The sequence below is a fragment of the Candidatus Zixiibacteriota bacterium genome (assembly GCA_034003725.1).
GTDB lineage: Bacteria > Zixibacteria > MSB-5A5 > GN15 > FEB-12 > WJMS01.
In genome coordinates, this window is the sequence record JAVEYB010000003.1 from 134,424 (window position 1) to 160,972 (window position 26,549).

The window sequence follows — 26,549 nt, forward strand, 5'->3', positions numbered from 1 at the left end:
TCCGTTTTCGGTCTAGTGCCGTACCTGGCTGGCGCCGGCAGTGTCAACCGGGCGCTTCATGATCGATCCGAGCGTCTCCAGAAGCGAGCGGTAAATGTTGCGCTCGTCGCGAAGATACCGGGTCTTGATTTCGAGATTGTAATACGGGATACCGAGATGATTGCCGCGACCGACCCTGACCGCCGACGGGAAATTGAGCAATATCGCGGAAGTGAAAAACGATCGATCCAGATTCAGATCGAGTATCATGTCGTACTTGTAGTCGATCAGGCTCGTAAGAAAACTCTTCTTCGGCAGACCCGACCAGGTCAACTGGTCGGCCGTCGGCATGAGGATTTGCACCCCCTTGCGCGGAAACATGTCCGCGACCTTGACCCCCGGCACCGACAGCAGCGTCAAATCCGCCGACTTGAACAACGTGTTGACCGCCGGAAGCAGCGACTTGACCAGCGTCAACTCGCGAAGGTTGCCCGGCAGACACACCAGCACATGCTTGGGTGAGAGCAAATCAGCCGGAAAACTGAACTGCGCCGGCTGCATCCGCTTGCGCATGCCGCTGATCTGCCATCGCGCCACCATATCGCGAATCTTGTTCATCATTGCTGCCCGCCCCCTCCGGCGTCCTCTCCGCCGGTCCCGCCCGCTGACGGCGTTGTCGTCGCCGTCGTATCACGGCCCGGGCCGGGTCGCGGCGACTGCTGCTGCACAGGGGTTGCCGGGCGGCTCTCGCGCGGCTCAGATGAGGGCTGCGTCACCTCGCTCTCGTCGAGCGTACGCTGAAGCAACGACGCCAGGTTCACCTGGTCGATCTCGACACGCGAAATCCGTCGCGACACCGGGTCGCGGAGATCAACAGCCTGCCCGTTCAGCGAAATGTCTACCACGTCGGGATGCGCTACCGACGCCATGATCCGATACCGCGCCTCGACTTCGTACTCTCGCCACGGCACCAGCGATCGAAACACCACCGTATCGCCGTCCGCCAGTACCGTCGCCCAGCTCTCTCCGCGAGCCCGCATGACCATTTTGATCGGTTCCGGTTCGCCGGACGGCGGTTCGTCGAAATCATACTCGGCCAACGCGACCTTCACCTGTTCTTCCTCCGGAGCCGTCGCATTGGAACCCGGGGCGCCGGGCAACGAAGATCCCGTGACGAATAGCTTGTAGAGCGCTATAAACAGCGCCAGCGCCGCGATAATGCCGACAAAAAGCCAGATCAGCTTTTTGCGAAAACCATACTTGGCTTCCTGCAAACGGCGCGCCTCCTCGGCCGCTCGGCGAGCCTTCTCCTTTTCGGGAGCCGCCGTGGCCGCCTTCTGCTCCGCGATATCATCGGTAATCGCCTGAACGGTCGCTTCGAAGTCTATTCCCAGAGCTTCCGCATACGACTTCGAAAACATCTTGAAATACAGCTCCGCCGGAAGCTTCTGACTCTCGCCGTTTTCGATAAACTGGAGGTTTTCCTCGGAGATCTTGAGGCTTTCGGACAGATCGGGAAGTCTGAGACCCTTGCGTTCGCGCTCAAGTCGGAGCAGCTTGCCGAGCTTAACGTATATTTCATTCATGGACAGAGGGTTACCTCTTTCTCAATTTTATCAGGACGTCCCTCGCCAAGCTGTCCAATAAGTTACGGGGGAGACCGATCACAGTATCGAGATTTCCGTCGATTCTGTCAACCAAAAAGGAGCCCATTCCCTGTATCCCATAAGCCCCGGCTTTGTCCATCGGCTCGCCGGTCCCTATGTATTCCTCTATCTGCCGGTCGGTGATCTCGTTAAAGAAGACCTTTGTCGTATCGTATGCCGACACCAGCAGCCGCTCCTCTTGTACAAACGCAAGCGCCGTACAGACGACATGCTGTTTTCCCGAGAGCGTGCGAAGGCACCCAAACGCTTCGTTTGCGTTCGCGGGTTTCTCCAGAATGCTGTCACCCAGCACGACCACCGTGTCGCAGCCCAGCGCTATCGCACTGGGAAGCAGGCCCCGACCCACCATCAACGCCTTGTCCTCGGCCAGCCGCACCGCGTAATCAAACGGCGGCTCCCCCGGATCGCGGACTTCCTCGAGGTCGGGCACAATGCGCTGGAACGGAATGCCCAGTTCGGTCAACAGGTCGAACCGGCGCGGCGAACCCGACGCCAGCACGAGTGGATGCGAATGAGCCAGTTCCCGCAGGTGTCTATACGTCATGTTCGAGAATGATTGTCACCGGGCCGTGGTTGTTGAATCGTATATCCATCCGGGCCCCAAATACACCGGCGCCGGTCCTGAGTCCCGATGCCGCCACCAGCTCGACGAACCGATCGTACAGCTTCTGCGCCTCGACCGGATCCTGTGCCTGGTCGAACGATGGCCGCCGTCCTTTCCGGCAGTCAGCGTACAGCGTGAACTGACTGACGACCATGATTTCTCCGCCGACATCGAGCACCGAGCGATTCATCTTGCCGTCGTCATCCTCGAATATCCGTAGATTGACGGTCTTGTCCGCCAGCCACCCGCACGAACCTTCGATGTCACCGGCCTTCGTGCCGAACAACACAAGCAGACCGGGCCCGGTTTTACTGTGGCAGGCGCCGTCGATCCAGACCTCGACTCCCGATGTCCGCTGAATGACAAGTCGCATAGTTTGTCAGTACCGTTCTCGCAATCCCGCGGAATATACGGGGGAGAGGAGCAAATACAACGGTTTTGTACGGAGTGCAACCAGCCCCCGCGCCCTGCCGACCAAAAATCGGTTGCCCGGCAAGCCGATGAGCCGTATTATTCGTGAAAATATTCACAGGCCTTCGGGCCGGATCCGCGCAGGAACGAATGCTGCAGCTACCAATAGAGGGTCACACATGAGAGAACTGATGTCCGGCAACGAGGCGGTCGCCCGAGGCGCGTTTGAAGCCGGGGTCAAACTGGCCGCCGCTTACCCCGGGACCCCCTCCACCGAAATCCTGGAAACCCTGAGCGCCAAATACCGCTCGATCTACTCGCAGTGGTCGCCCAATGAGAAAGTGGCGTTTGAAGTCGGTATCGGCGCCTCCATCGGTGGAGCCCGGGCGCTGGTCACTATGAAACATGTCGGCCTCAACGTCGCCGCCGACCCCCTCATGACGTTCGCCTATACCGGCGTCAATGGCGGGTTTGTGCTGGTGTCGGCTGACGATCCCGAAATGCACTCATCGCAGAACGAGCAGGACAATCGCTATTTCGCCAGGTTCGCGCAGATTCCCATGCTCGAACCGTCCGACTCGCAGGAGTCGAAAGACATGGTGGTCACCGCGTTCGAGATGTCGGAGATTTTTGACACGCCGGTCATGCTCCGCATGACCACGCGTATCTCGCACTCCAAAGGAATCGTGGCTCTCAACGAGCCCGTCGCCGGGCCCGACAAACGCTTCGTCAAGGATCCGGCCAAGTACGTCATGATCCCGTCGAACGCCCGCATCCGCCACGTCGTGGTCACCGAACGCCTTGAACGGCTGCGTCACTTCACCGAGGAAACGCCGTACAATTCGATCGAGGACAACGGGTCACGCGTCGGTATCATCACCGGCGGCGTCTCCTACCAGTACGCCAAGGAAGTTGCCCCCCATTTTGACTATCTCAAACTGGGATTGAGTTACCCGCTGCCTCTGAAAAAAATCGAGCAGTTCGTCAAAAGCCACGACAAGGTGATCGTGGTCGAAGAACTCGAACCGTTCTATGAAGAGCAGATAAAAGCCGCCGGGATCAAAGTCGAGGGAAAGAAGTTTATGGGACAGCTCGGCGAGCTGTCTCCCAAACGGGTAGCCGAAGGCTTCCTCAAGGCGGGTGTGATCGACCACGTCAATGTCGCTTCCATCTCGCCCGAGCAGGACATGTTTCCCAGGCCGCCCGTCCTGTGCCCCGGCTGTCCTCACCGAGGCGCTTTCACGGCCTTGAAAAAACTCAAGGTCACCGTCACCGGCGATATCGGATGCTACACCCTCGGCGTGATGAAACCGCTGAACGCGCTGGACACCTGCATCTGCATGGGCGCCTCCATCGGCAACGCCATCGGCATGGAACGGGTCCAGGGCTCCCAGAAGGGAACGGTTGCCGTCATCGGCGACTCTACCTTCTTCCACTCCGGCCTGACCGGCATTCTCGACGCCGTCTATAACCAGAGCAACGTCACGACTATCATCCTCGACAATCGCGCCACCGCCATGACCGGCGGTCAACAGCATCCCGGCACCGGTCTCACCCTGATGGGTGAGCACCCCGGGCGCGTCGAGATCGATGAGGTTGTTCGCGCGCTTGGCGTCAAGAATGTACGCAAGCTCGATGCGTACAACCTTGATGAAGCGCTCGATGTTATCAAAGAGGAAATGGCCAAGCCCGGACCGTCCGTCATCATTACGACCCGGCCGTGCGTGCTGATGCCGAAACGCATCATGGATGAACCCTACGTGGTCGACCAAGACGCCTGCACCGGGTGCGGCGCGTGCTTCCAGATTTCCTGCCCCGCCATTTCCGCATCGGAACGAACCAACAAGCACGGTCATCCCCTTGCGGTGATCGACGACACCACCTGCACCGGATGTACTCTCTGCGCACAGGTCTGCCCCGAAGAGTGCATTATCCTCAAGAGCCACTTCGTGGAGGCATGAGAGATGACAAACGAAACCACACAGAATATCCTCATCGTCGGGGTCGGCGGACAGGGCGTGCTGCTGGCCAGCGAAATCATCTCCGCCGCGGCCATGAACGGTGGACTCGATGTCAAAAAGTCCGAGGTGCACGGCATGTCGCAGCGCGGCGGAGTCGTCTCCTCGCACGTGCGGCTCGGCCCCCGCGTCTACTCCCCGGTGATCGAATACGGCCAGGCCGACATACTCATGGCGTTCGAGCAGGCCGAAGGGCTCCGCGCAATCGACTGGATGCGCTCCGACGGTGTTGCGGTGATCTCTCTGACACGACTGGTACCCGCGATCGTCACCTCGAGCAAGGCGTTCCATTACCCCGAAGACCCGATCGCGGACATGCGACGCAAAGCCAAGCACGTCATCGCGGTATCGGCGGACAAGATCGCGGCCGAACTCGGCAACCCGCGCCTCGTCAACACCATCCTGCTCGGCGTGTGCTCCAACTACATGCCGTTTCCGACCGAACTCTGGCAGGACATGATCCGGATGAAAGTCAAGGACAGGTTCGTCGACATAAACCTCCAGGCATTCGCCCGAGGTCGCGAGGTGAAACTGGCGGCAGCCGGCGCGTGAGGGCGGACGTGACCAAGTACATGCTCATCATCAATCCGGGATCGACATCGACCAAGATGGCGCTCTTCGACGGCTTCCTCGAAGTGTCGTCGGAAACCATCAGGCACAACCCCGAAGAACTGACCGGATTCGACAACGTCGCCGATCAGTTCGAGTATCGCATGAAGGCGATCGACCCCTGGATAGAGTCGCTCGCGACCCCGATGACTGAACTGAGCGCGGTCGTCGGGCGCGGGGCGCCGGTAAAACCGCTCGAAGGCGGCTCGTATGCGATATCTGATCGGATGATCGACGATCTCAAGACCATGCGCTATTCCAACCACGCCTCGAATCTCGGCGCCATCATCGCCCGCCGTCTCGGCGAGCGCTACGGCGTCCCGTCGCTCATCTCCGATCCGATCACCGTCGACAACTTCACCGACATAGCCCGTATCTCCGGCGTCCCCGAAATCGAACGCAAGTGCCGCGTGCACGCCCTCAACATCAAGGAAGTGTCCCGGCGCGAAGCCGCAAAAATCGGGCGACGCCTCGACGAGGTCAACTACGTCACCGTCCACATGGGCGGCGGCGTCTCGGTCGCCTCCCTCGAGAAAGGACGCGTGGTCGACGTCAACGACGCCCTGCTCGGCATGGGACCGTTTTCTCCCGATCGCGCCGGCGCCCTGCCGATCGGCGGACTCGTCAAGCTCTGCTACAGCGGCAAGTTCACGGAAAAGGAACTCACCGCCAGGCTGTCCAAACAGTCCGGCCTGGTCGCTTATCTCGGCAAGGCGGACCTTCGCGAGGTGGAGCAGATGATTGACTCAGGCGACCAGCGCGCCCTGCTTTACTTCCGCGCGATGGCCTACCAGATCGCCAAGGAAATCGGCTCCGCCGCGACCGTGCTCAAAGGCGATTTCGAAGCTATCATCCTCACCGGCGGCATGGCCCACTCCGGACGGCTGGTCGCGGAGATCCGCTCGTATATCGATTACCTCGGCGCCGTCATCGTTGTGCCGGGAGAGTTCGAGATGGAAGCTCTCGCTGCGGCCGGCGTCCGATTCCTCAACGGCGAGGAGCACCTGAAGGAGTATTGACGGCGCGGGCACGGGCCGCGCGGCTCGACAACCACACTCTGTTTATCGAGGACTACATGGCGTTCAAACCCATTCACACGGCCCGGCAGCTGATCGACCACGCGATCCTCATCGCCGAACAACACCGCCGCACCCGGGTTGCGGTCGCCGCGGCACAGGACGCCGATGTCATCAGCGCCGTGGCCCAGGCGCAGCGCGACGGTTTCCTGAGCGCCGTACTGGTCGGCGACGCCGACCGGATCAAGAGCATCGCCGCCTCCGAATCGGTCGACATCTCCAACCTCGAAGTGGTCAACTGCGTCGACGTCTCCGAGGCCGCGCACGAGGCCGTGCGGATCGCCGCCAACGGCGACGCCGACGCCATCATGAAGGGCTTTCTACCCACCTCGGCGCTGTTGAAAACCGTCCTCGACAAGGACTACCACCTGCGCGCCGCGAACACCCTGTCGCACTGCGCGGTGCTGGAAATCCCCGGATACCACAAGCTGTTGAACTTCACCGACGGCGGCATGGTGGTCAAACCCGATATCGAGCAGAAAGTGCAGATTCTCGAAAACGCCGTCCTCGTGGCCCGCGCGCTCGGCCTCTCGCCGGTTAAAGTCGCTCTCTCCGGCGCCAGCGAACGGATATCCGACGCCTTTCCGCACACCTTCTCCGATGCCGAGTCGGTGAAACCGGAGGCCGGTCGCCGACTCAAAGACGTCGTCATCCAGGGGCCGCTCCCGTTTGATCTGGCCACCTCCAGAACCGCCGCCGAGTATCGCGCCTATGAAGGCCCGGTGCTGGGCGACGCCGATATCTATCTGGTCGACTCGATCGAGGAGGGCAATATCGTCGCCAAGAGCCTGATCCAGTTCGCCGGCGCGATTTTCGCCGGCGTCATCGTCGGCGCCAAAGTCCCCGTCTCGCTGGTCTCGCGCACCGACACCGTCATGAACAAGAAAGCCTCGCTGGCGCTCGCCTGTGTTGTCGCCGACTACTACAAACGCGAAAACGTGTGGGGAGGCAAACGATGAATCCCGGTTTCCATATCCCCGAGGTCCACACCTTCGCGCAGATTCTCGAGCGCGCCAAAGCCAAAACCGCCGAACGCCGCGTGCGCGCCGCATTGGTCGATATCAACGATATCACCATCCTCAAAGCGTTCGCACGCGCAGAAGCCGAAGGGCTGATCGACGCCGTCATCTTCGGTGACAAAGGCCTGCTCGAAAGCACCTGCGAACAACAGCAGATCGCTTTCCGCAACGTCCGTATCGAACACGCTTTCCAGCGCGATCTCGCCGTCATCAACGCCGCCAAGATGGCCTTTGACCACCATATCGACCTCATCGTCAAGGGCCGAGTCCTCACCGCCGATATGCTCACCGTGCTGTTCGACCTCGGCTCCTACTTCCTCTCGCGCGAGAGGTGCGTTTCCCATGTCGCCGTGCTCGCGCCCGAAAAATACGCCAAGCTGCTGCTGCTGTCCGACAGCGCCGTGATCGTCCAGCCCGATATGAAAACCAAGGTGCAGATGATCGGCAATATCGTCTCGGTCGCACGGATGATCGGTATCGACATGCCGCGCGTCTCGCTTCTGGCCGCGGTCGAATCCGTCTATCCGCAGATGCCGGTCACGACCGACGCCGCCATTCTCTCCAAGATGGCCGAGCGCGGCCAGATCAAGGGATGCTATGTCGACGGTCCGCTGTCCTTTGACATGTCGGTCGACATGGCCGCCGCGCACGCCAAGGGTGTGACGACCTCGATGGTCGCCGGACAGGCCGATGCCATGCTGGCGCCGAATATCGAAGTTGCTAACGGCGTGTACAAAGCGATGTCGCTGTTCGGCAAGTGTGCGATCGGGGGGGTGGTGGTCGGCGGACGCGTGCCGATCGCGCTCGGCTCCCGGGTCGACTCGGTCGATGCAAAGTTCAACTCCATCGTCCTCGGCGTCCTTGCGGCGTAGTGGGCGGATGTGGGGGACAAGCTTCGGGGTTCTGAGAATCGGCGGCCCGAACTGAAGGGGTCTGGGCCAGCCGAATCCAAAACTAAAAAGTCATTGTACAAGGCTGATTACCTTGTGATTACGGGGAAATGGCTTTGTTTTGTCATTTTAGGGGTTCCCTAGCCTTTCTTTTCTTTCCGTTCTCTTTCCTCGACAGCTTGCTGCCGTCGGCGACGGTATTGAATCTGGTTCAGAAGCCGATGGGCACGAGTGAGTTGGCGATCGAGACGGAGTTCGTACCGGAGGAGCCTGACGGACTCTGAGTCGGCGGGGAGCTGGCTGGAGTTGATGAAGTTCGTGCGACGGCGGGCCAGCTCGGCGCGGTATGTTTCGCGGCCCTGTTCAGAATCGAGGTCAGGGCGGTCGGCAAGGCGGGCGAAGTCCCGGTTGTCCAGACGGGAGAGATTGGATTCAAGCGAGCCGGTTTCAGCGCGGATGACACGTCTGTACCGCCACATGGCGTTGGCGATTTTGTGGACGAGGTGGTGTTCGAAAACGCCATCGGGTTCAAGTTCCCAGATGAGGGAGGCGAGCAGGGTCTGGTACTCTTTGGGGTCTTCGGAGTAATGGGGAGATTCGATGACGATGCGGGTGGAGTGGAGGCCGTGGGTGACGGCGTTTTGTGCGACCATGGCTTTGCCCTGGTCGGTAATGGGCCCGGTGGACTTCTGGGCGTTTTTGCGGTTGGCAATAGTCTGTTTTGAGAGAGGCATAATGATTTCCTCCGATGAAACGCCACTGTGTGACGTTTCGGTTTTAAGGGGCTCTTTATATAGGGGGAGGAAAAGTTTTTACCTGCGGAGTGGTAGGGAAAGTGGAGGGGGGTAGGAATCACTCTGGACAGATTCGCGCATTTGTGTATCTTGGGAAGGGGCCGCCATGGGCAAGGGGAGGAGATTAATGAGGCAGCTGAAATTGAGTAGAATAGCAGTCAAGGAACTAGTATTACGCTGGGCGATTGACCGAAGTGGTCGGACTGTCGAGGATTTGAGAGAGAAGTTTCCAAGAATCGAAGACTGGGTTATAGGTGAAAGTCAACCTACTCTTCGGCAACTAGAATCTTTGGCAAAGGCAACGCTGACTCCACTCGGTTATTTCTTTCTAGCGAGGCCACCGGAAGAAAGACTGCCTATTCCTCACTATCGAACTATCCGCGAAGATACTCCCACCAGACCCAGTCCGGATTTGATTGAAACCGTACAGATAATGCAGCGAAGACAGTCCTGGATGAGAGACTTCCTAATGGACCAAGGTGCGGATGAGTTGACAATAGTACGGGCAGTAAACTCACGTGCGCGAGCAACGGCAGTTGCGGACAGAATGCGCCTTGCGTTGGGACTTGATAACAACTGGGCATCCAAGCATCGCACCTGGACCGAGGCTCTTTCTGCCTTGCGTGAAGCTATTGAAGCAAGTGGCGTTCTCGTAGTAGTCAACGGAATTGTTGGTAACAACACACATCGGAAGCTGGATGTTGAGGAATTCCGAGGGTTTGTACTCGTAGACGAGTTTGCACCGCTCATCTTCGTCAACGGGGCCGATGGAAAAGCCGCTCAGATGTTTACTCTCGCGCATGAGCTAGCTCATGTCCTCTTCGGCCGCAGTGCGGCTTTTGATCTCAGGAGATTGCAGCCTGCTGATGATGCTATCGAAAGAGCATGCAACGAAGCTGCAGCTGAGTTTCTCGTACCTGCTGACTCTTTGCGAGAGATTTGGGCTACTCTCGATCAATCTCATGTTCTATTTCAAGACGTTGCAAGACATTTCAAGGTTAGTCAAATTGTTGCTGCTCGCAGGCTACTGGACCTCGATTTGATAGACAGGGTTCGCTTTTTCACTTTTTATCAGGAGTACACGGACAGGATCCGAGAGACTTCTCAGAAGAGTGACGGAGGCGATTTCTACGCAACCCAGAATCTACGGCTCGGTCGTCGCTTTTCGCGAGCCGTTGTCCAAGCCACGCGCGAAGGTAAGCTGCTGTTTAGTGACGCATACAAATTGACTGGGTTACACGGAAGCACTTTCGAGCAGTATGCGGATCGCCTCGGGTTTGGGGTGTCACGTTGAATGACACGGTTTCATATGTGCTCGACGCTAACGTGTTTATAGAGGCTGCCCGACGGTACTATGCCTTTGATTTGGCACCCCGTTTCTGGCAGAGTTTGATCGACTGTGCGGCCGCTGATCAAATAATGAGCATTGACAGAGTGGCCGATGAATTGGCAAAGGGCAAGGACGAACTGGCCGACTGGGCAGAAAGCAGATTCGCGAGTGCATTCGCATCCACTGACAGCACTGACGTGACTCAGGCCTATGCTGATATTATCACTTGGGTCACCGGACAGGCTCAATTCTCAGACGCTGCCAGGGCTGAATTTGCACAAGCCGCAGATGGTTGGCTTATAGCCTTTGCCAGAGCCAATGGGTACACAGTGGTTACGCATGAGGAACTTGCCCCTGACGTAAAGAGAAAAGTGCCGATACCGAATGTGTGCAACGCGTTCGGTGTCCCGTATATCAACACTTTCCAGATGCTGAGGGCCCTCGGTGTTCAGTTTAGATGACGTTGACAGTCAAAGCGCCATTCAGTAGTGAGTTGTGCGGCATGCAATAGTACCATAAAGTCCGCCGGGTTTTCCTTCTGCGGACACGCAATGACATTGCGAGAAATCGCGCTTGCACAGCGAGACACGTGTACTTATTCCTCTCGGCAGGGCCGTTTCGTTCGCCGTAGGCGAACTCGGGTGATGCCCCAAGTTCCAAAGTAGTGACCGGCCTGACAGGTCTTCGGATCGGTACTTCCTGCCGAGCCGTAGGCCAAAGCAGTCTCACACCATCGACATACACGCCAGGTTCTGTTTGCACAAAGACTCACGCCACGCACGAGCGGTGCATGGTGATGTCAGCGCCGTTTGCGGGGGAGGTTTGCCTGGATTGTCGGGTGGGTGGATGTGCAAACGGAGCGGACCTACCAATCAATGGACACCCGCTTTCGCGGGTATGGCCCGCCAGGGCTGCCAGGTTCACCCAGGTTTGCAGGTTAGCTGTCAGGCGGGGTCGCCTGACAGCACGAACTCACACCAGCTTCAGCGGCTGGACGCCGTACTCGGCAAACTCGGCTTCGATCGCCTGTGCGATATGCGCGCCCGGCTTCAGGGATGCATAGACGCGGGGGAGAAGATCAACCGAACTCGACATGTTGTAAAACGGGATGTCGATCTTCGCAAACGCCTCCGCCACGCTCAGACCGTCGTCGCGGCGCTCCATCCGGTTGGTCAGGCTGATGACGGCGCTGATCGCGATACCGGCGTCCTTGAGCGCACTCACCGTAGTCATCGTCGAGCCGCCGGTCGTGGTGACGTCCTCGAGTACGACCACATTGCCTTTCGGCATGCCGACGAAGTACCTGTCTTTCGGCGCGCCGTGGTCTTTCGGTTTGGCGCGACCCATCGCCAGCACGTGTGACCCCCGGCCGTAGCCGCGCTGCTGTTTCGCCCAGTGAAACTGGGTCAGCACGCCGAGTTTGGTCGCGCCTTCGGGGACGCCATAAAAGGTGTCCACCGCGATACGGTTGGCGCGGACGAAGTCGATCACGAAGCCGACGAGGCGCTCGGTGCGCCAGACGTCTTCGACCACTGTCCGCCAGTTGGCATAGAAGTGTGACTTCCGACCGGACTTGAGCGTAATTGCCTGGTCGAAAAACCCGTACACGCCGTTGTCGATGACAAACGAATCGAAAGCCTGTTGATCGAAACCCGCCATACCACCACTCACTTCCGGCGCCGCAGGCGGCGCGTTGCGGACGATTTTTCGCTTCAAAGTACACGGCGAATGTTCTTGCGCAAGACCGAAATGCGCCAGCGGGCAATCTTCCCTTGACGACCCCATTTAACTCGCGTATTATCAGCTAATTACAGCAAATTCGGGAGTACTGCACGTGAACTATGCCATCATCATGGCCGGCGGCCGGGGGGAGCGTTTTTGGCCTCTGTCGCGCGGCTCACGCCCAAAGCAGTTTTTGAAACTGACATCGGACAAGACCATGCTCGAAGAGACCATCGAGCGGGTCGAGCCGCTGATCCAGGTTGAGAACCTGCGGATTGTCACCACCGAAGCGATGACCCGCCAGGTTCAGTCCGAGATGCCCCATATCCCCAAAGAGAGCATTCTGGTCGAGCCGATCGGTCGCAACACCTGTCTGGCGATCGGCCTGGCGGCGGTCCACCTTCGTCACGACAACAACCATGCGGTGATGGTGGTGCTGTCGGCGGACCACCTGATCCGGCCCGCCGCCAAGCTCCTGCAGATCCTTCGCGACGGTATGGCGATCGCGGCGATGGAGGAGGTGCTGATCACGATCGGAATCGTGCCGACCCGTCCGGACACCGGGTACGGGTATATCAAGTTCGGCAAGCTGTACCGCGAAGAGGGACAGAGCACGGTGTACGACGTGTCGGCGTTTGCGGAGAAACCGAAAGCCTCGCTCGCGCAGGAATACTACTTCACCAAGCAGTATTTCTGGAACTCGGGCATGTTCATCTGGTCGGCGAAAGCGATCATGAACGCGATCCACCGCTGTGTGCCGGAGATGGGCGAGCAGCTCGAGACGTACGCGAAGACGATCGGCACAAGCCGGGAGCTGGAGGCGCGAGCCGAGTTGTACCGGGTTGCGACCAGCATCTCGATCGACTACGCGGTACTCGAACACGCCGACAACGTGAAGGTGATCAAGGGCGACTTTATCTGGGACGACGTGGGAAGCTGGAACGCGCTCGAACGGTATAAGGACAGGGACAGCGATAATAACGTCCTGATCGGCGAGACGGTGCAGTTGAATACGTACGAGACGACGGTTTACAACGATGCCGAGGGGCTGGTGGCGTGTATCGGCGTCTCGGATATCGTGGTGGTGCGCTCCGGTGAGACGACGCTGGTGGTGCATAAGACAAAGACGGCCAGCGTGAAGGAGCTGCTGGCGAAACTGGCGGAAGATGAGAAGTACAAGAAGTATTTGTAGTGCGCTGTTGATCGGCGCCGTTGTTGCAGCTCTGGTGGGATGCGGCCTGCCCGGCGGGGAACCTGCGGAAGAGCGGCCGGACAGTTCGCCGGGCGTGGTGGATCCGCGCGGCGTGGATCCGCTGGAACTGCCGTCCGATCGGGAGGTGGTGCCGGCGGTGCAGCCGCACGCGGGTGATATCACCGGCCAGGATGCGCTGGTCGTGCGCGATGACGATCTTACCGATTCGACGGCGGTCGATGAGTCCGAGACGGCGGCGGGGGCGGATTCGCTCAATGCGCAGGCGTACCGGGTGCAGTTGTTCACGGGCAAGTTGTTCAGTGAGGCGCGTACGGAGGTGGCGGTCGCCGAGGAGATTTTCGACCAGCCGGTGTATCTCGATTATGAGGTGCCCTACTTCAAAGTGCGGGTAGGCGATTTTGCCGGTCGTGACGACGCCGAGCGGTACCGGCAGCGGGCCAAAGGCGCGGGTTATGCCAATGCCTGGGTGGTGTTGGTGAATATCAACGTGCGGCAGGCTGCGCCGCTGTATGAGGGGGCGCCGTCTCGACCGATTGACAGCACAGCCGCGAGACCCGCGGTTGAGCCGGAAGCAGGCCCCCCGGAGGAGTAGGCTGGAAGTTCGACGGATCACCTACGGCAGTCCGCAGGCCGATGTTATCGCGAAGGCCGTCAACGTGTTGCGGGGGGACGGTCTGGTAGTGGCCCCGACCGAGACTCGATATGGGCTGCTGTGCCGGGCACAATCTTCCAACGCCGTAGCCGGTTTGGTACGCGCCAAGGGTCGAGATCCCCATCAAGCCATGGCTGTGTTTGTAGAGTCGATTGGCGATTTGTGGCGGCTCGGAGAGCGGACAGTTGCTGCAGAGAGACTGGCGGAGTCGTTCCTGCCGGGACCGCTGACGCTGGTGCTTCGAGCGCGAGTGGACTGGCCGGCGCCGGTGGTCGTGGACGGAAGGATCGGTTTGCGCCTGACGGACGCACCGGTTATATTAAAGATTCTGCGCGAGATCGGCGAGGAGCTGACCGCAACCTCGGCCAACCGGTCCGGTTCGGCGGACCTTGTTTCGATCAATGAAATCGCGGCCGAGCTGGGGAACGCAGTCGATCTGTATCTCGATGCAGGGACGCTCGACAAGCCGCTGTCGACCGTGGTCGACGGGTCGGTGAACCCGCCGGTGGTTCTGCGCGAAGGGGCGATTGCCCGCGCGCGGATTGAGACAGCTTTAGAGACAGGACCGCAGCTGATGTCAGACAAGTACGTAATCCTGTTCGTGTGCACCGGCAACACGTGCCGATCGCCCATGGCGCACGGCGCGCTGCGAGTGCTTTTGGAGAAGGAACGGCCCGGGAAGTTCGAGATCGAATCGTCGGGCATCGCGGCGGCGGCCGGATTTCCGGCGACCATGTACGCCATTGAAGCGGCGCGGATGTGGGACGCCGACCTCCGTACGCACTCCTCGCAGCCGTTGTCGCGCGCGCAGATCGACCGCGCCGACCTGATACTCGGGATGTCGCCGGAACACGTGCGCGAGATTATCCGCCAGGTGCCCGGCGCGGCCGACAAGACATACTTGTTCAAAAACTTCCCGGATCACGCGAAAAACGGCGAACCGGTCGATGATCCGATCGGCCAGTCGCTCGACCGATACAACGAGACTTTCCTGGAGATCGGCGAATATATGGGCAAATACCTGCCCGAGATTGTAAAAAGGATTGATGCGAAGACCAATGCCGAAAAGTAGCCTGCTGCAGAAGATCATGGTGGTGATGGTGGTGCTGGCCGGTATGATGCCGGTCGTGTTCTTCGCATCGATCGAGATGGGGATCGCCGAGCCTACGACGCCCGCCCCGACTCCCGGCGCCGCGACCGGGGTCGATCGGTTTGTCGACAATATCGCGTTCGGGGTGGGCGAGAAGCTGTCGTTCGACGTCAACTACGGATTCATCAACGCCGGGACCGCGTCGCTCGAGGTGCTTCGATTGATCGAATACGAGGGGCGCCCCAGTTACCAGATCGTCTCCCGCGCCCAGTCCAACAGTTTCTTCTCCACTTTTTTCAAGGTGGACGACCGGATCGAGTCGATCATCGATGCGGTCGGTCTTTTCAGCTGGCGGTTCGAGAAAAGCCTTCGCGAAGGAAACTACCGGGCGGACCGGCAGTACGCATTCGACCAGCGTAACAATTTTACCGTGTACAAAGACGATACGATTGCGGTGGAACCGTGCGTGCAGGACGCGCTGTCGTCGCTGTATTTCGTCCGGACGCAGCCGCTGGAAGTGGGGAAGTCCGTGTTCGTGCCGGTGTTTGTCGACGGCCGCAAAATGGACATGGAAGTGAAGGTCCATCGCACGGAGCAGATCACGGTCGGCGCCGGGACGTTTGACTGCCTGGTCGTGGAGCCCATGACATCGTCGGTGGGCGTCTTCAAGAACGAAGGCAAGCTGACCGTGTGGTTGACGAACGACCGGCTTCGCATGCCGGTGCTGATGAAATCAAAGGTGCTGGTCGGCTCGATCAGCGCCGAACTGACTGATTTTACGCTGGGAGAGATCGGCAATTTCTAACCGCCGCGCCGCCGTGGCTCCGCTGAATAACACCGTGTTTGCCGCTGGAGACGGACGGGATGGAAGGACGGAGATTCTTGTATGGCCAAGTTAGTCGAGTGTGTTCCCAATTTTTCCGAAGGGCGTCGGCCCGAAGTCATTGACGCAATCTGTGCCGCCATCACGGCCGACGACGGCGTGATTTTGCTCGACCGGGAGATGGACGCCGATCACAACCGCGCGGTCGTGACGTTCGTCTGCAGCCCCGACCGCGCTGTGGATGCGGCCTTTCGGGGGTATCAGAAAGCCGCCGAGCTTATCGACATGACCACGCACAAGGGCGAGCATCCCCGCATGGGCGCCTGCGATGTCTGCCCGTTTATTCCCATATCGGAGATGGCGGTCGAGGATGCGGTCGAACTGGCGCACCGTCTCGGGAAACGGGTCGGCGAGGAATTGAATATACCGGTTTACCTGTACGAAGACGCCGCCACGTCGAAGAAGCGCAAGAATCTCGCGCAGGTTCGCCAGGGGCAGTACGAAGGCATTCGCGACTCAATCGAAACCGATCCGTCGCGCAAACCCGACTACGGGCCGGCCCGGATGAATCTCAAAGCGGGGGCCACCGCGATCGGCGTTCGGTTCCCGCTCGTCGCCTTCAATGTCTATCTCGGCACCAACAACAAAGTGATCGCCGACAAGATCGCCGACGCCGTTCGGTCGCTGAAGGGCGGCTACCGGTTCGTGAAGGCGCTGGGCTTTGAGATCAAGGAACGCAACCAGGTGCAGATTTCGATGAACCTGGTCAACTATACCAGGACCCCGATTTTCCGCGTGTTTGAAACGATCAAGAGCGAAGCGGCCCGCTACGGCGTGGCCGTGACCTCCTCGGAAGTCATCGGCCTGCTGCCCAACGACGCAATCGTCGATGTCGCCGATTTCTACCTGCGGCTGGAGAATTTCTCGAAGAACCAGATTCTGGAAGAGAAGCTCCGGCAGGCGGGAGGGGGCTCTTCGGGCGGCGGCGGGCAGCAGTCGTTTGTGGACGACGTGGCGTCATCCTCGCCCGCGCCCGGCGGCGGGTCGGTCTCGGCGTTCGCCGGGTCACTGGCGGCGGCCCTGGCGGCGATGGTGTGTCGCCTGACGGTCGGCAAAAAAGCTTATGCCGCGGTCAAAGAGGAGCTTTCCGACGTACGAGACCGTGCCGACGCGCTGCGGTCGGAGTTGACCGCGCTGGTGGTGAAAGACAAGGAAGCTTTCGAGGCGGTGATGGCCTCGTTCAAGGTCGGCGGCGAACAACTGGAGAAAGCGACCAAACACGCCGCGGAAGTCCCGCTGACGGTGATGAAGAAGTCGGTCGCGGCCATGGAACTCGCCCTGCTGGTCGCACAAAAGGGAAACAAGAACTCTATCTCCGACGCCGGCGTGGCGGGTCTTATGGGTCATGCGGCGATCGAGGGTGCGGGGTACAACGTCCGGATCAATCTGGGCTCGCTGAAGGATACGGCGATCGTCGAGGCAATGAAGGCCGAGGTGACGCAGCTTCGCGCCCGAGGCGAACAACTGGCGCGCGAGATCCGGGCGACGGTCGAAGCGGCGTTGTAACGTATGGCGGATACAATCGACCTCCACATGCACACCACGATGTCGGACGGCAAGAAGTCGCCGGCCGAGCTTCTGGAGTTGGTGCGTCGTTCGGGGGTCGTCGCGTTCTCGGTCACCGATCACGACACGCTGGAAGGATACCGGGAGACGCGCGCGCTTCTTCAGGCAGACGATCCTGAACTGGTACCGGGGATCGAGTTGTCGGCAAAAATCGGCGAGCGTGACGTTCACCTGCTGGCCTACCTGTTTGATCCCGATCACGCCGCTCTGAACAGCGCGCTGGGCGATTTTCGCGCCAAGCGGGAGCGCCGGGGCCGTATGATCGTGGAGAAGCTCGAAGCGCTGGGAGTCACGGTGCCGTTCGAAGCGGTGGAACTGGCGGCGGGCGACGGCGTGATCGGTCGGCCGCATATCGCCGACGCCATGCTGGCCAGCGGGGCCGTCCGAACGTACGAAGAGGCTTTTCGCAAATACATCAGCAACGGCGGCCCGGCGTACATTCCCAAGGCCAAACTGACGCCGCAGGAGGCGATCGACTTGGCGCACGATGCAGGTGGCGTAGCGGTGCTGGCTCATCCGTTTATCGACGACATGTACGAGCATTTGTCCATGCTGGTGGATCTCGGACTTGACGGTATAGAGGTGTACCATTATTCGCACAAGGCAGCCGATGTAGACCGGGCGCGCGAACTGGCGCGTCGCTACAACCTGCTGCCGTCGGGCGGATCCGACTTTCATGGGAGAGAGAGCAGGAATTCCATCATCGGCACCTGGCCGGTTCCGACGGCGTTCCTTGACGGTCTGAAAACACGGGCACAAGCGATTCGAGGCAATACGTGAAGCATGTCATGATTACTTTGCTGGTGTGCGCGATTGCGGGGTACGCATCGGCCGCCGATCGACTGTTTACCGAGAAGCAAACCGAAGACATCATCGCCAACGGCCTCTGGCTGCTCGGCCGCAGCGAACAACCCTCCGATACGCTCGCAGCGTACCTGCACGAACACGAAGACAGCGACTACCCGCTGTTGAAATGCGGAACGCCGATGCTGATGGATTTGAAGCTTGTGGCCACGCAGGAGCGCCGCGCCGAGCTTGCCTCGATGCTGGCCAATCCTCGTCCCGACGGCCTCGAGTTCACCTATGATTCCCCCGGCGGCGCGTTCAAAATCCACTACACCAAAACCGGCCTCAGCGCGTGTTATCAGCCAACGGTGGACAGCGACGGCGACGGCGTGCCGAACTATATCGAGAGCATGGCGGCGATCGCGGATTCGGTGCACAATCGCATCGTAAGCGTGATGGGCTACCCGGCCCCGCCCGACGATTCGTTTTATCCGGAGGGGGGAGACAGCCGGTACGATATTTACGTCCGCAACCTGCCGTCATCGATCTACGGCCAGACCGTTCCTGATTCTATCAGTCTTGCGCCCGGACCGGACGCCCAGCGGGCGACGTCATTCATGGAACTGGACAACGACTACTCACACGTGGCCGCCTACAGGCTCCGGCCGCTCGACGCGGTTCGCGTGACTATGGCGCACGAGTATTTTCATTCCGTTCAATTCAGCATTGATTATTTCGAAGCCGAGTTCATCCCGATCGGCGGCGGGCAGGTGTTTGTCTCCCGCTACTGGATGGAGATGTCGTCCGTCTGGATGGAAGAGCACATATACGACGCGATCAATGATTACTACGCCTATCTGCCGGTGTTTTTCAATAACCCGCTCACGTCGATTCAGAGTTTCCGGACGGCGTTCGACCTTCACCCGTACGCATCGGGTATATTCGGCGTGTTTCTCGAGGAGCGGTACGGGGCGAGTCTCATCCGCAACATCTGGCTGCGCTGCGGCGAACTTGGCCCGGGACCGGACCTCACGGTGGCCTCGCAGCAGATCATCGATTCCGCCACAACGGGCGCGCAATCGTGGGTGAGTACGATGCGTGAATTCGCGCTGTGGAACTATTTTACGGGCAGCCGCGCGTCATCGGCTCCGGCCGGGATCGGTTACTCCGAGCGGAGCGCGTACCCGGCTATTCCCGATACGAGGATTGCGCGGCATTTTGATTACCCTCTGAGCATCCTCAATTCAGACAATGATTATCGTCCGGAACACAACGCCGCGGCCTATGTCCGGTTTGAGGAGGTAGCGGGAACGCTTACACGATTCTGGACCTGCAACTCCGGACCGTTCAGCGGCGGGTGTACCGACTCGACCGAAGTATTCGACACGACCGGGTGGGACCCGCTGTCTGAATTCAATCGGATCGATACCGGTTTTTCGGTGCGACTTCGCTACGACACGAACGGATTCTCGCGACCGTGGGGATTCACGGTCGTGACGCAGCTCGACGCCGATCCCGCGGTGTACGAAGCCGAGCAGTTTGTTTTGCCGGTCACCGATACGTTGAATTTTGCGACCGTCGAAACCGCCGGTTCGGCGCGCTACCGGTCGATCCTGTATATCCTGTCGTGGGCGTCGGAAGACATTACCATGTACACAGCCGGCTCCGATACGGTGTTTTTGAGTTACGCAGTGCGTGAAAACAGCGCCATCGATTCCAACCTGATCAACGTCCCCTCGGCCGTGCTCACGCCGTATCCGAATCCCGCCGTGATAGCGGAGATGTCGCTGCCCGAGGTGCGGTTTCGATTCATCGTGCAGACCGACAGCACCAGCGCGCCGATCTATGACTTCCCGTTGATGGTCGTCGATTTATTCACTATTGCGGGCGAGTATGTCGCGACCGTCGAGCGTGCGGTGACCGATCCGCAGATCGATCGTAACAACCGGGGCGAGTACACGATCAACTGGGACATGAAAAACAGTTCCGGCGCCGACGTGGCCTCAGGCGCGTATATCGCGTTTGCACGGCTGTACAACGACAGCCGGAAGTCCGAGCTGCTGGCCGAGGACAAGGTGAAGGTGGCGATTATCCGATGATATCCGCGCCCCGGTTGCTTGCCCGGATTGCGCTGTTTTCGGCCCTGGCATACGTGGTCGGCTGGGCCTGCTACTACATACCCAACGTCAATCTGATCTTTTTCGTGGCATTCTCCGCGGGCTTTTTGTGGGGCGTGCTGCCGGGGGTGGCGGTGGCGATTGTCGGCGAAGCGTTGTTCAGCGCGTTTAATCCCGGCGGGCCGGCCGACCCGGTGGTGTTTGCGGCGCAGGTTGTCGGCATGGGGTTCAGCGGCCTGATCGGCGGGCTGTTCCGTGCGGGCCGTTGGCATGAACGGCTGCGACCGGTCCGTATCGGGGCGCTGGCGGTCGCGGCGGCAGTTGTCACGATCCTGTTTTATCTGCCGGTCAACAGCGCGGACGCGTGGGTGTATCAGCCGTTCTGGCCCCGGTTCACGGTCGGCCTGGTGGCGGCCATTCCGACACTGGTATCCAACATGCTCGCTTTCCCGTTGCTTTTCGGTATCACCCGGCACTTATATGACCGAGAGCGGGTCAACGCATGGTCAAGATAGTTATCACATGTCTGGCGTTTTTCGCGTGTGCCGCGCCACTCTCCGCACAGGTTACTGCCGATTCCAGCCGCGTGCCGGTTGATACGGCGGCGGTCCCGACGGACACGGCGCGCGACGCCGTCCCCCCGCGGCCCGACACGACCCGGTCGGATACGCTGACGGATGTCGAGAAAGCGCAGCAGCGGTTCGAAGAACGCTATCGGCAGGCCCAGCAGGAGCGCGAGCAGGAACGACCGTACGTGCTGCCGGTCAGCTATTTCGATTCGCTGGCCGGATATTTCGCGCCGCGACGGCTCGACATGCGCGAGGTGATCGACCGCTCGTTTTACCATGACGCCGGCGACTACTTCCGGTTTTCGCCGGGTTTCTTCCTCGTGGACCGGCAGGTGACCCCGATGCGCAAGACGGTGCAGCCGTATACGCTGGCGGGGAACCGTTTGAATGTGCTGCACGACGGCACGCAGTTGCACCCGTTCGAACACACGATCGAACCCGACGGGCTTGTCGATATGAATGATATCCCCACGGCGCTCGATGGGCACGTGTTCGTGTTGCACGGACCATCGGGTGCGTTGTTCGGTGGACGCCAGGGCGTCGCCTCGCTGCTGACGCTTCCGCAGCGATACGACGATTACGACGCGCACAGCGCGTTCCTGGTGGACAAGGGGAGTTACGGATATTCGTATGCGCGCGCGCGCTATCAACGGCGGTTCGAAGACGGACGAGATCTGGGATTCTCGATCGGGTACCGTCTTGCCGATGGTCCGTACTTTCAGACGTCGGACGACGTCTACCATTACACGGGTGATTTCTATATTCCGCTCAGCGGCAAAGTCGCGCTGCTGGCGCAGGGCAGGCTGTACAATCGCGACGGGCCTCTTCGGATCGAGCCCGACATTTCCGGCGCCGTCGTTCAGCGCGACCGGTTCGATCGGAGTGGGGAGGCGGGCGTGCAGATCAACGATGGCGACGGCAACGGCAACTGGCAGGCGCGGTTCCGGTACCAGCGAGGCAGTTCCGACGTCAGTGGCGTCTACCTCGGGCGGTTCAACCAGACCGGGCACGGTGCAGCGCTCGTGCGGGAATGGGCCGACAGTACACGGGCGGTCCGGCTCGAAGCAACAGTTGATCGGCTGACGTACGACGAAGGGAGCAGTGCGTACGAGCGAACCGAAGCGGGAGCGTTCGGGAATATCGCGGATCTGTCCGACGGGTGGCGGTACGCCGTTCGCGCCGGCGCGCTCTGGGACGACGAGTACGATCTGCTGCCGTCGGCGTCGGCGACACTGATCCGCGAGTCACGCGCTCTTCTGGTTATGCTGTCCGCCGGGTATATCGTGCGACAGCCGTCACTTCATGAACTTCACCTGCCGTTTCGCCGTGCGACCATCTACCCGCTCGGTACGCTCAACTATGCGGACCGGGGAACCGACAGCCTGTCGGAAGAGACACAGATTACCGGGTCGGCGACGGTTCGGTGGGGGACTGATCGGATCTCCATGACGCTGACCGGAACGGGCGGAAAGATACTCGACGGGATCGACTGGAAGCAGACCAGCGAGGTGATCGACGGCAACCTTACCCGGGTGTTCAGCCCGATCAACGGCGATATCGATTTCGCGAGTGTGTCGGTTGAACCGTCGCTGAAGATCTGGGATCTGATTCGTTTTTCCGCGGGTGGCGCGTATCATTACACCAGCTATGCGGCGTACGAAGGCGAGACGCGCCCGTACGCGCCCGACTATCAGTTCTGGGCGGGCGGGGAGTTGCACGTGTACTGGCCCCAGAAACTGATTCACCTGTTCGCGTACGGCGAGATCGTCTATACGTCGTCTTACGACGGGTACTACGAGTTGAATCTGGGTCAGGACCCGGTGTTCAATGCGCGGCTGAGTCTGCAGATGGGGCGGTTCCGGTTCCACTTCATATTCCAGAACGTTCTCAATCGCGTGTACCAGTCGCGCGAGAACAGCAGTTTTCTCGGCCGCTTCAATTCCTACGGTTTCACGTGGAATTTTCTTAACTGACGCGGCAGCAGCAGCAGGACCGCATGGTGGAGCGGAAAGCTCTACTTGACAGCCCGGCGTTCCTTCGGCAGATTGGTATCCTGATGGAAACGACACTAACGCGCGAAGCGGCTCATCGGATGGTGCTCGACAAGATCGGCCGCAACAACCTGCTCAAGCACGTCCTTGCGGTCGAGGCAGGCATGCGGGCGGTGGCCGATCGCCTCGGCGAGGACGTGGAATACTGGGGGCTGGTCGGACTCATTCACGATCTCGATTATCACGAGACAATGGACGATCATCCGAGACACACCTACCTCACGCACGAGTGGCTGGATTCCTACGGGCTTCCCGACGAGGCCTGGCACGCGATTCACGCGCACCCGGGACACATCCCCTGTCAGACGCGGCTCGACTGGGCGTTGTATGCGGTGGATCCGTCCACGGGTTTTATCGTGGCCTGCGCCCTGATGCATCCCGACAAGAAGCTAGCCCCGATCGACGAGGAGTTTATGCTTCGCCGCTTCAGGGAGAAGCGCTTCGCGGCCGGGGCCACGCGTGAAAACATGGCGGCCTGCAGCAATCTCGGGCTGGAACTGGGCGAGTTCCTGCTCGTGGTCAGAAGCGGCATGATGACTATCGCCGACGAACTGGGGCTATAGTGTCGCCGACCACCGGCTCGCTCTGGCGGCGCGACATTGTCGGCTGGTCCCTGTACGACTTCGCCAACACCATCTATTCGATGAACATCGTGTCGCTGTACCTGAAAAGGTACATCGTCGAAGACCTCGGATACGGCGACCGGTACTACGACATCCCGTTTTCGATTTCGATGGCGTTCGCCGCGCTGGTGTTGCCCGCGCTCGGCGCCATGTCCGACCACGCGACGCGCAAGAAGCTGTTCCTGCTGCTGTTTACGATCAGTTGCTGCGTGGCATCGGGACTGCTCTCAATCGTCCCGAGCGGGATGATTGTGCTGACGCTGGCTCTGTTTATGATCGCGAATTTCTCCTACGAGGCGGGGCAGCCGTTCTATAACGCGCTCCTGTACTCCGTAGCGGAGGGACGTCAGGCGCGGCTGGTCTCGGGAATCGGCGTTTCGCTCGGCTATGTGGGGTCGATACTCGGCATGATTCTCGTCCTCCCCTTTGTCACCGGCGAGTTATTCGGCTGGGATGTTCCGTTCCTCGACGCCGGCGGAAAAGTCGCCGCCTTTTTGCCGACCGCCGTTCTGTTCTTTCTGTTCGCGCTGCCGGTCTTTCTGTGGGTGCGCGAACGGCCCCTGGAACTGCCCGGCCCCATGACCATTCGCGCCGGGTACCGTGACGTGTGGGAAGGCATCCGGGAAACGAAGAAGTACCCCGGCGTGTTACGCTTTTTGATAGCGGACTACTTTTTTGAGGACGCCGTGGCGACCGTGATTATCAATATCGGCCTGTATTGCTCGCTGGTGATCGGGATGACCGATGAGGAAATCACACTGTTCCTCATCGTCTCGACCGCGTCGGCAGTGATCGGGTCCTACGTGATCGGCCTTATCAGTCGTGCGGTTTCGCTGAAGCGCCTGGTCCGTGCGATCGTGGTGGGGTGGATCGCGGCGCTGCTGTTGTTTGTGGCGGTGGAGAATCGGACGGTGATCTGGCTGCTCGGCTCCGTGGTCGGTGTGCTGCTGGGGGGATTGTGGACGACGACGCGCCCGATGCTGGGCGAACTGGTGCCGCACGATCGACTGGGACGCTTTTTCGGGCTGTTTTCACTCTCCGGGCGCGCCGCCGCCGTCGTGGGACCGCTGATCTGGACGGCTGTCGTGTACTTGTTTCATCCGGCGCAGCCGCTGGGGGCGAAAGTCAGCGATGTGCTTAACCTTCCACCCGATTCCCTGTGGCTGCCGTACAAAACGGCCGTACTCGCGCTCGCGTTGCTGATGGCAATCGGGCTGTTCATTTTCCGCAAAGTACCCGACACGCATCGAGGACCGCATGCCCAGACAGCACGGTGACTGGCACTACTATTCAGGCGCAATCCACGTCCATACCACCGAGTCGGATGGGACGAAGACGCTCGAGGAAGTGGCCAAAATCGGCAGTGACGCCGGCTGCGACTTCATTTTGTTTGCCGATCATATGACGCTCAGCAACCGGGACGCCGGGCGCGAAGGCTGGTACCATGACTGCCTCGTGCTGGTCGGATACGAACACAATGACGCCGAGGACAAGAATCACTTCCTGATTTTCGGCTCCGCCGGGGTGTACCCCAACGAGTTGTCGGCGCGGGAGTATGTCGCGGCCGCACGGGCCGACGGCGCCCTGGGTATCATGGCGCATCCCGATGAGGTCCGGGCAGTCATGGCGCAGTACCCGCCGTACGAGTGGACGGACTGGTCGGTGGACGACGTGGACGGTATGGAACTATGGAACCAGATGTCCGAGTGGATGGAGCGCCTCACGCCGGCCAATCGACTGGTGATGATCTGGTCGCCGCGCAAGTCGATGATCGGACCGACCGACCGAGTCTTTCGCAAGTGGGACGAACTCAACCGCCGGCGCAAATGCGTCGGGATCGCATCGGTGGACGCCCACGGTTTCCCGGTCGGTCTCGGACCGTTTACGTTCCGCATCTTTCCTTATAAGGTGCATTTCCGTACGCTCCGGACGCATCTCATTTTGCCCGAACCGATGTCGCACGATCTCGACACCGCCCGCAAACAGGTGTACGACGCCCTGCGCGACTGTCGCGCATTCGGATCAAATATCCGCTGGGGTGACGCCGACGCGTTCGAGTTTTATGCCACGGCCGGCGCAGAAAAAGCTATAATAGGTGGGAGTCTTTCAACCCTGAAAGATGCACAACTGCACGTTCGGCTGCCCGACCGGGCCGATCTCAAATTGGTCGGAAACGGAGTCACGATACTGGAGACGACCGCCGAGCGTTTCGATTACCACGTGGACCATCCCGGCACCTACCGGGTTGAGGCGTGGAAACGGGGTCGGTGCTGGATCTTCTCGAACCACATCCGGGTCGGCACGCGCGGCATGACACAATTGGATACGGACCAGATCGGATGAATATGGCCATTGTCGATTATGCCGGTCTGACCGCCGGTCAGACCGATTCGGATATCGGTAAGATGATCTGCAAGTTCGTGATCCTCGAGAAGTCCGGAAGTCTTTCGCTGGTCATGGGTCCGGTGACCCGGTTCCGGTACCATGCCGGTCTGCTGGACCATTACTGCCGGGACCACGGTATCCCCGCTTCGTGGGCGAAAAAGCCCGATCTGGTCGAAATCCACGATTCGTCGGTGGTCCTGCACGGCGGCGGCTGGATGGAGGTCGACATGGATAGCTCGAAGGCCCGGCTGTACGGAACATCGACTGCTTACGGTCCGTACCGGAGCGATCTGGCGCGCCGAATCATAGCAGATCATCCCCATTTTGCCCGCTTTCGGGTGACGTACTCACGGTAGCTTCTCGGCAACCGCTACGCTCCCCGACTATCTTGCCTGCCAATCTCTTAGGGGCGAGTCTCGAAATGCGCGGGCGCGTGGGACGAGGGCCTCGGCGGTCGGCCGAAAAGACCAAAAAGGTGTTGACTTTGATACGTAG

Annotated in this window: 26 protein-coding genes; 20 read left to right on the top strand and 6 right to left on the bottom strand. The window is 60.0% G+C overall.

The genetic code is table 11. The features are described 5' to 3' along the window. Nucleotides 1-12: 12 nt before the first annotated feature. Genes RBT76_05355 through dtd form a run of 4 tightly spaced genes read right to left on the bottom strand, consistent with a single transcriptional unit; the run spans nucleotide 13 to nucleotide 2,623 of the window. Complete coding sequence (locus RBT76_05355; GenBank protein ID MDX9857195.1) at nucleotides 13-600, bottom strand: hypothetical protein; 588 nt, start codon at nucleotides 598-600, stop codon at nucleotides 13-15. Beyond that, nucleotides 597-1,565 (bottom strand): DUF4115 domain-containing protein, encoded by a 969-nt coding sequence (locus RBT76_05360; GenBank protein ID MDX9857196.1) that lies wholly within the window; start codon nucleotides 1,563-1,565, stop codon nucleotides 597-599. Before RBT76_05360 ends, RBT76_05355 begins: the two co-directional genes overlap by 4 nt. A gap of 10 nt (nucleotides 1,566-1,575) precedes the next feature. Continuing rightward, on the bottom strand, nucleotides 1,576-2,190 hold the full coding sequence (locus RBT76_05365; GenBank protein ID MDX9857197.1) for a Maf family protein: 615 nt from the start codon (nucleotides 2,188-2,190) through the stop codon (nucleotides 1,576-1,578). Next, a complete protein-coding gene (gene dtd, locus RBT76_05370; GenBank protein ID MDX9857198.1) occupies nucleotides 2,180-2,623 on the bottom strand; it encodes a D-aminoacyl-tRNA deacylase in 444 nt (147 codons plus the stop codon). Before dtd ends, RBT76_05365 begins: the two co-directional genes overlap by 11 nt. A 217-nt stretch (nucleotides 2,624-2,840) precedes the next feature. Here dtd and iorA point away from each other — a divergent pair, with 217 nt between their 5' ends. From iorA to RBT76_05395, 5 genes are read left to right on the top strand one after another with little or no spacing between them, the layout of a single operon-like run. Further along, entirely contained in the window at nucleotides 2,841-4,622 is a 1,782-nt protein-coding gene (gene iorA / locus RBT76_05375) for an indolepyruvate ferredoxin oxidoreductase subunit alpha (GenBank protein MDX9857199.1), read from the top strand. A gap of 3 nt (nucleotides 4,623-4,625) precedes the next feature. Next, nucleotides 4,626-5,231 (top strand): indolepyruvate oxidoreductase subunit beta, encoded by a 606-nt coding sequence (locus RBT76_05380; protein MDX9857200.1) that lies wholly within the window; start codon nucleotides 4,626-4,628, stop codon nucleotides 5,229-5,231. Nucleotides 5,232-5,239: 8 nt separating this feature from the next. Next, nucleotides 5,240-6,307 (top strand): butyrate kinase, encoded by a 1,068-nt coding sequence (buk, locus tag RBT76_05385; protein ID MDX9857201.1) that lies wholly within the window; start codon nucleotides 5,240-5,242, stop codon nucleotides 6,305-6,307. Next, on the top strand, nucleotides 6,304-7,323 hold the full coding sequence (locus tag RBT76_05390) for a phosphate acyltransferase (GenBank protein MDX9857202.1): 1,020 nt from the start codon (nucleotides 6,304-6,306) through the stop codon (nucleotides 7,321-7,323). The genes buk and RBT76_05390 overlap by 4 nt, the downstream gene beginning before the upstream one ends. Continuing rightward, nucleotides 7,320-8,255: a phosphate acyltransferase gene (locus RBT76_05395; GenBank protein MDX9857203.1), complete on the top strand. Its 936-nt coding sequence runs from the start codon at nucleotides 7,320-7,322 to the stop codon at nucleotides 8,253-8,255. The genes RBT76_05390 and RBT76_05395 overlap by 4 nt, the downstream gene beginning before the upstream one ends. Nucleotides 8,256-8,413: 158 nt before the next feature. Here RBT76_05395 and RBT76_05400 read toward each other — a convergent pair whose 3' ends face one another. Next, complete coding sequence (locus RBT76_05400) at nucleotides 8,414-9,007, bottom strand: hypothetical protein (protein ID MDX9857204.1); 594 nt, start codon at nucleotides 9,005-9,007, stop codon at nucleotides 8,414-8,416. 187 nt (nucleotides 9,008-9,194) lie between these two features. On the opposite strand from RBT76_05400, the gene RBT76_05405 reads away from it, so the two are divergent. Beyond that, the gene (locus tag RBT76_05405; protein ID MDX9857205.1) at nucleotides 9,195-10,361 is read left to right on the top strand and encodes an ImmA/IrrE family metallo-endopeptidase; all 1,167 of its coding nucleotides are present in this window, start codon (nucleotides 9,195-9,197) and stop codon (nucleotides 10,359-10,361) included. Further along, nucleotides 10,358-10,858 (top strand): DUF4411 family protein, encoded by a 501-nt coding sequence (locus RBT76_05410; GenBank protein ID MDX9857206.1) that lies wholly within the window; start codon nucleotides 10,358-10,360, stop codon nucleotides 10,856-10,858. Before RBT76_05405 ends, RBT76_05410 begins: the two co-directional genes overlap by 4 nt. Before the next feature lie 511 nt (nucleotides 10,859-11,369). Here the strand turns inward: RBT76_05410 and RBT76_05415 are convergent. Beyond that, the gene (locus RBT76_05415; protein ID MDX9857207.1) at nucleotides 11,370-12,056 is read right to left on the bottom strand and encodes a hypothetical protein; all 687 of its coding nucleotides are present in this window, start codon (nucleotides 12,054-12,056) and stop codon (nucleotides 11,370-11,372) included. A 175-nt stretch (nucleotides 12,057-12,231) separates the two neighbouring features. On the opposite strand from RBT76_05415, the gene RBT76_05420 reads away from it, so the two are divergent. The 13 genes from RBT76_05420 to RBT76_05480 all read left to right on the top strand — a co-directional run bounded on the left by RBT76_05420 (nucleotide 12,232) and on the right by RBT76_05480 (nucleotide 26,410). After that, a complete protein-coding gene (locus tag RBT76_05420) occupies nucleotides 12,232-13,311 on the top strand; it encodes a sugar phosphate nucleotidyltransferase (protein MDX9857208.1) in 1,080 nt (359 codons plus the stop codon). Continuing rightward, complete coding sequence (locus RBT76_05425) at nucleotides 13,286-13,924, top strand: SPOR domain-containing protein (protein MDX9857209.1); 639 nt, start codon at nucleotides 13,286-13,288, stop codon at nucleotides 13,922-13,924. The genes RBT76_05420 and RBT76_05425 overlap by 26 nt, the downstream gene beginning before the upstream one ends. Next, nucleotides 13,842-15,056 (top strand): L-threonylcarbamoyladenylate synthase, encoded by a 1,215-nt coding sequence (locus RBT76_05430; GenBank protein MDX9857210.1) that lies wholly within the window; start codon nucleotides 13,842-13,844, stop codon nucleotides 15,054-15,056. The genes RBT76_05425 and RBT76_05430 overlap by 83 nt, the downstream gene beginning before the upstream one ends. Beyond that, nucleotides 15,043-15,879 (top strand): DUF3108 domain-containing protein, encoded by an 837-nt coding sequence (locus tag RBT76_05435; GenBank protein ID MDX9857211.1) that lies wholly within the window; start codon nucleotides 15,043-15,045, stop codon nucleotides 15,877-15,879. The genes RBT76_05430 and RBT76_05435 overlap by 14 nt, the downstream gene beginning before the upstream one ends. A gap of 81 nt (nucleotides 15,880-15,960) precedes the next feature. Continuing rightward, a complete protein-coding gene (gene ftcD / locus RBT76_05440; protein MDX9857212.1) occupies nucleotides 15,961-17,463 on the top strand; it encodes a glutamate formimidoyltransferase in 1,503 nt (500 codons plus the stop codon). Nucleotides 17,464-17,466: 3 nt separating this feature from the next. Then, nucleotides 17,467-18,303, top strand: coding sequence for a PHP domain-containing protein (locus tag RBT76_05445; protein ID MDX9857213.1), 837 nt, complete (start codon nucleotides 17,467-17,469; stop codon nucleotides 18,301-18,303). Nucleotides 18,304-18,311: 8 nt separating this feature from the next. After that, a complete protein-coding gene (locus RBT76_05450) occupies nucleotides 18,312-20,408 on the top strand; it encodes a hypothetical protein (protein MDX9857214.1) in 2,097 nt (698 codons plus the stop codon). After that, nucleotides 20,405-20,941: a hypothetical protein gene (locus RBT76_05455; protein ID MDX9857215.1), complete on the top strand. Its 537-nt coding sequence runs from the start codon at nucleotides 20,405-20,407 to the stop codon at nucleotides 20,939-20,941. The genes RBT76_05450 and RBT76_05455 overlap by 4 nt, the downstream gene beginning before the upstream one ends. After that, nucleotides 20,929-22,968 carry a hypothetical protein gene (locus RBT76_05460; GenBank protein ID MDX9857216.1) on the top strand — a complete coding sequence of 680 codons (2,040 nt, stop codon included), beginning with the start codon at nucleotides 20,929-20,931 and terminating at the stop codon, nucleotides 22,966-22,968. Before RBT76_05455 ends, RBT76_05460 begins: the two co-directional genes overlap by 13 nt. A 23-nt stretch (nucleotides 22,969-22,991) precedes the next feature. Continuing rightward, nucleotides 22,992-23,609 carry an HDIG domain-containing protein gene (locus RBT76_05465; GenBank protein ID MDX9857217.1) on the top strand — a complete coding sequence of 206 codons (618 nt, stop codon included), beginning with the start codon at nucleotides 22,992-22,994 and terminating at the stop codon, nucleotides 23,607-23,609. Next, nucleotides 23,609-24,946: an MFS transporter gene (locus RBT76_05470; protein ID MDX9857218.1), complete on the top strand. Its 1,338-nt coding sequence runs from the start codon at nucleotides 23,609-23,611 to the stop codon at nucleotides 24,944-24,946. Before RBT76_05465 ends, RBT76_05470 begins: the two co-directional genes overlap by 1 nt. Further along, nucleotides 24,927-26,012, top strand: a complete 1,086-nt coding sequence (locus tag RBT76_05475; protein MDX9857219.1) for a histidinol-phosphatase — start codon at nucleotides 24,927-24,929, stop codon at nucleotides 26,010-26,012. Before RBT76_05470 ends, RBT76_05475 begins: the two co-directional genes overlap by 20 nt. A 2-nt stretch (nucleotides 26,013-26,014) precedes the next feature. After that, complete coding sequence (locus RBT76_05480; protein MDX9857220.1) at nucleotides 26,015-26,410, top strand: hypothetical protein; 396 nt, start codon at nucleotides 26,015-26,017, stop codon at nucleotides 26,408-26,410. Nucleotides 26,411-26,549 lie beyond the last annotated feature (139 nt).

Coding starts and splice junctions, on each gene's coding strand:
- ftcD (MDX9857212.1), top strand. CDS start 15,961: ATGGCCAAGTTAGTCGAGTGTGTTCCCAATTTTTCCGAAGGGCGTCGG.
- RBT76_05425 (MDX9857209.1), top strand. CDS start 13,286: ATGAGAAGTACAAGAAGTATTTGTAGTGCGCTGTTGATCGGCGCCGTT.
- RBT76_05360 (MDX9857196.1), bottom strand. CDS start 1,565: ATGAATGAAATATACGTTAAGCTCGGCAAGCTGCTCCGACTTGAGCGC.
- RBT76_05380 (MDX9857200.1), top strand. CDS start 4,626: ATGACAAACGAAACCACACAGAATATCCTCATCGTCGGGGTCGGCGGA.
- RBT76_05395 (MDX9857203.1), top strand. CDS start 7,320: ATGAATCCCGGTTTCCATATCCCCGAGGTCCACACCTTCGCGCAGATT.
- dtd (MDX9857198.1), bottom strand. CDS start 2,623: ATGCGACTTGTCATTCAGCGGACATCGGGAGTCGAGGTCTGGATCGAC.
- RBT76_05400 (MDX9857204.1), bottom strand. CDS start 9,007: ATGCCTCTCTCAAAACAGACTATTGCCAACCGCAAAAACGCCCAGAAG.
- RBT76_05445 (MDX9857213.1), top strand. CDS start 17,467: ATGGCGGATACAATCGACCTCCACATGCACACCACGATGTCGGACGGC.
- RBT76_05475 (MDX9857219.1), top strand. CDS start 24,927: ATGCCCAGACAGCACGGTGACTGGCACTACTATTCAGGCGCAATCCAC.
- RBT76_05430 (MDX9857210.1), top strand. CDS start 13,842: ATGAGGGGGCGCCGTCTCGACCGATTGACAGCACAGCCGCGAGACCCG.
- RBT76_05455 (MDX9857215.1), top strand. CDS start 20,405: ATGATATCCGCGCCCCGGTTGCTTGCCCGGATTGCGCTGTTTTCGGCC.
- RBT76_05405 (MDX9857205.1), top strand. CDS start 9,195: ATGAGGCAGCTGAAATTGAGTAGAATAGCAGTCAAGGAACTAGTATTA.
- RBT76_05480 (MDX9857220.1), top strand. CDS start 26,015: ATGGCCATTGTCGATTATGCCGGTCTGACCGCCGGTCAGACCGATTCG.
- RBT76_05465 (MDX9857217.1), top strand. CDS start 22,992: ATGGTGGAGCGGAAAGCTCTACTTGACAGCCCGGCGTTCCTTCGGCAG.
- RBT76_05435 (MDX9857211.1), top strand. CDS start 15,043: ATGCCGAAAAGTAGCCTGCTGCAGAAGATCATGGTGGTGATGGTGGTG.
- RBT76_05450 (MDX9857214.1), top strand. CDS start 18,312: ATGATTACTTTGCTGGTGTGCGCGATTGCGGGGTACGCATCGGCCGCC.
- RBT76_05415 (MDX9857207.1), bottom strand. CDS start 12,056: ATGGCGGGTTTCGATCAACAGGCTTTCGATTCGTTTGTCATCGACAAC.
- RBT76_05460 (MDX9857216.1), top strand. CDS start 20,929: ATGGTCAAGATAGTTATCACATGTCTGGCGTTTTTCGCGTGTGCCGCG.
- RBT76_05355 (MDX9857195.1), bottom strand. CDS start 600: ATGATGAACAAGATTCGCGATATGGTGGCGCGATGGCAGATCAGCGGC.
- iorA (MDX9857199.1), top strand. CDS start 2,841: ATGAGAGAACTGATGTCCGGCAACGAGGCGGTCGCCCGAGGCGCGTTT.
- RBT76_05365 (MDX9857197.1), bottom strand. CDS start 2,190: ATGACGTATAGACACCTGCGGGAACTGGCTCATTCGCATCCACTCGTG.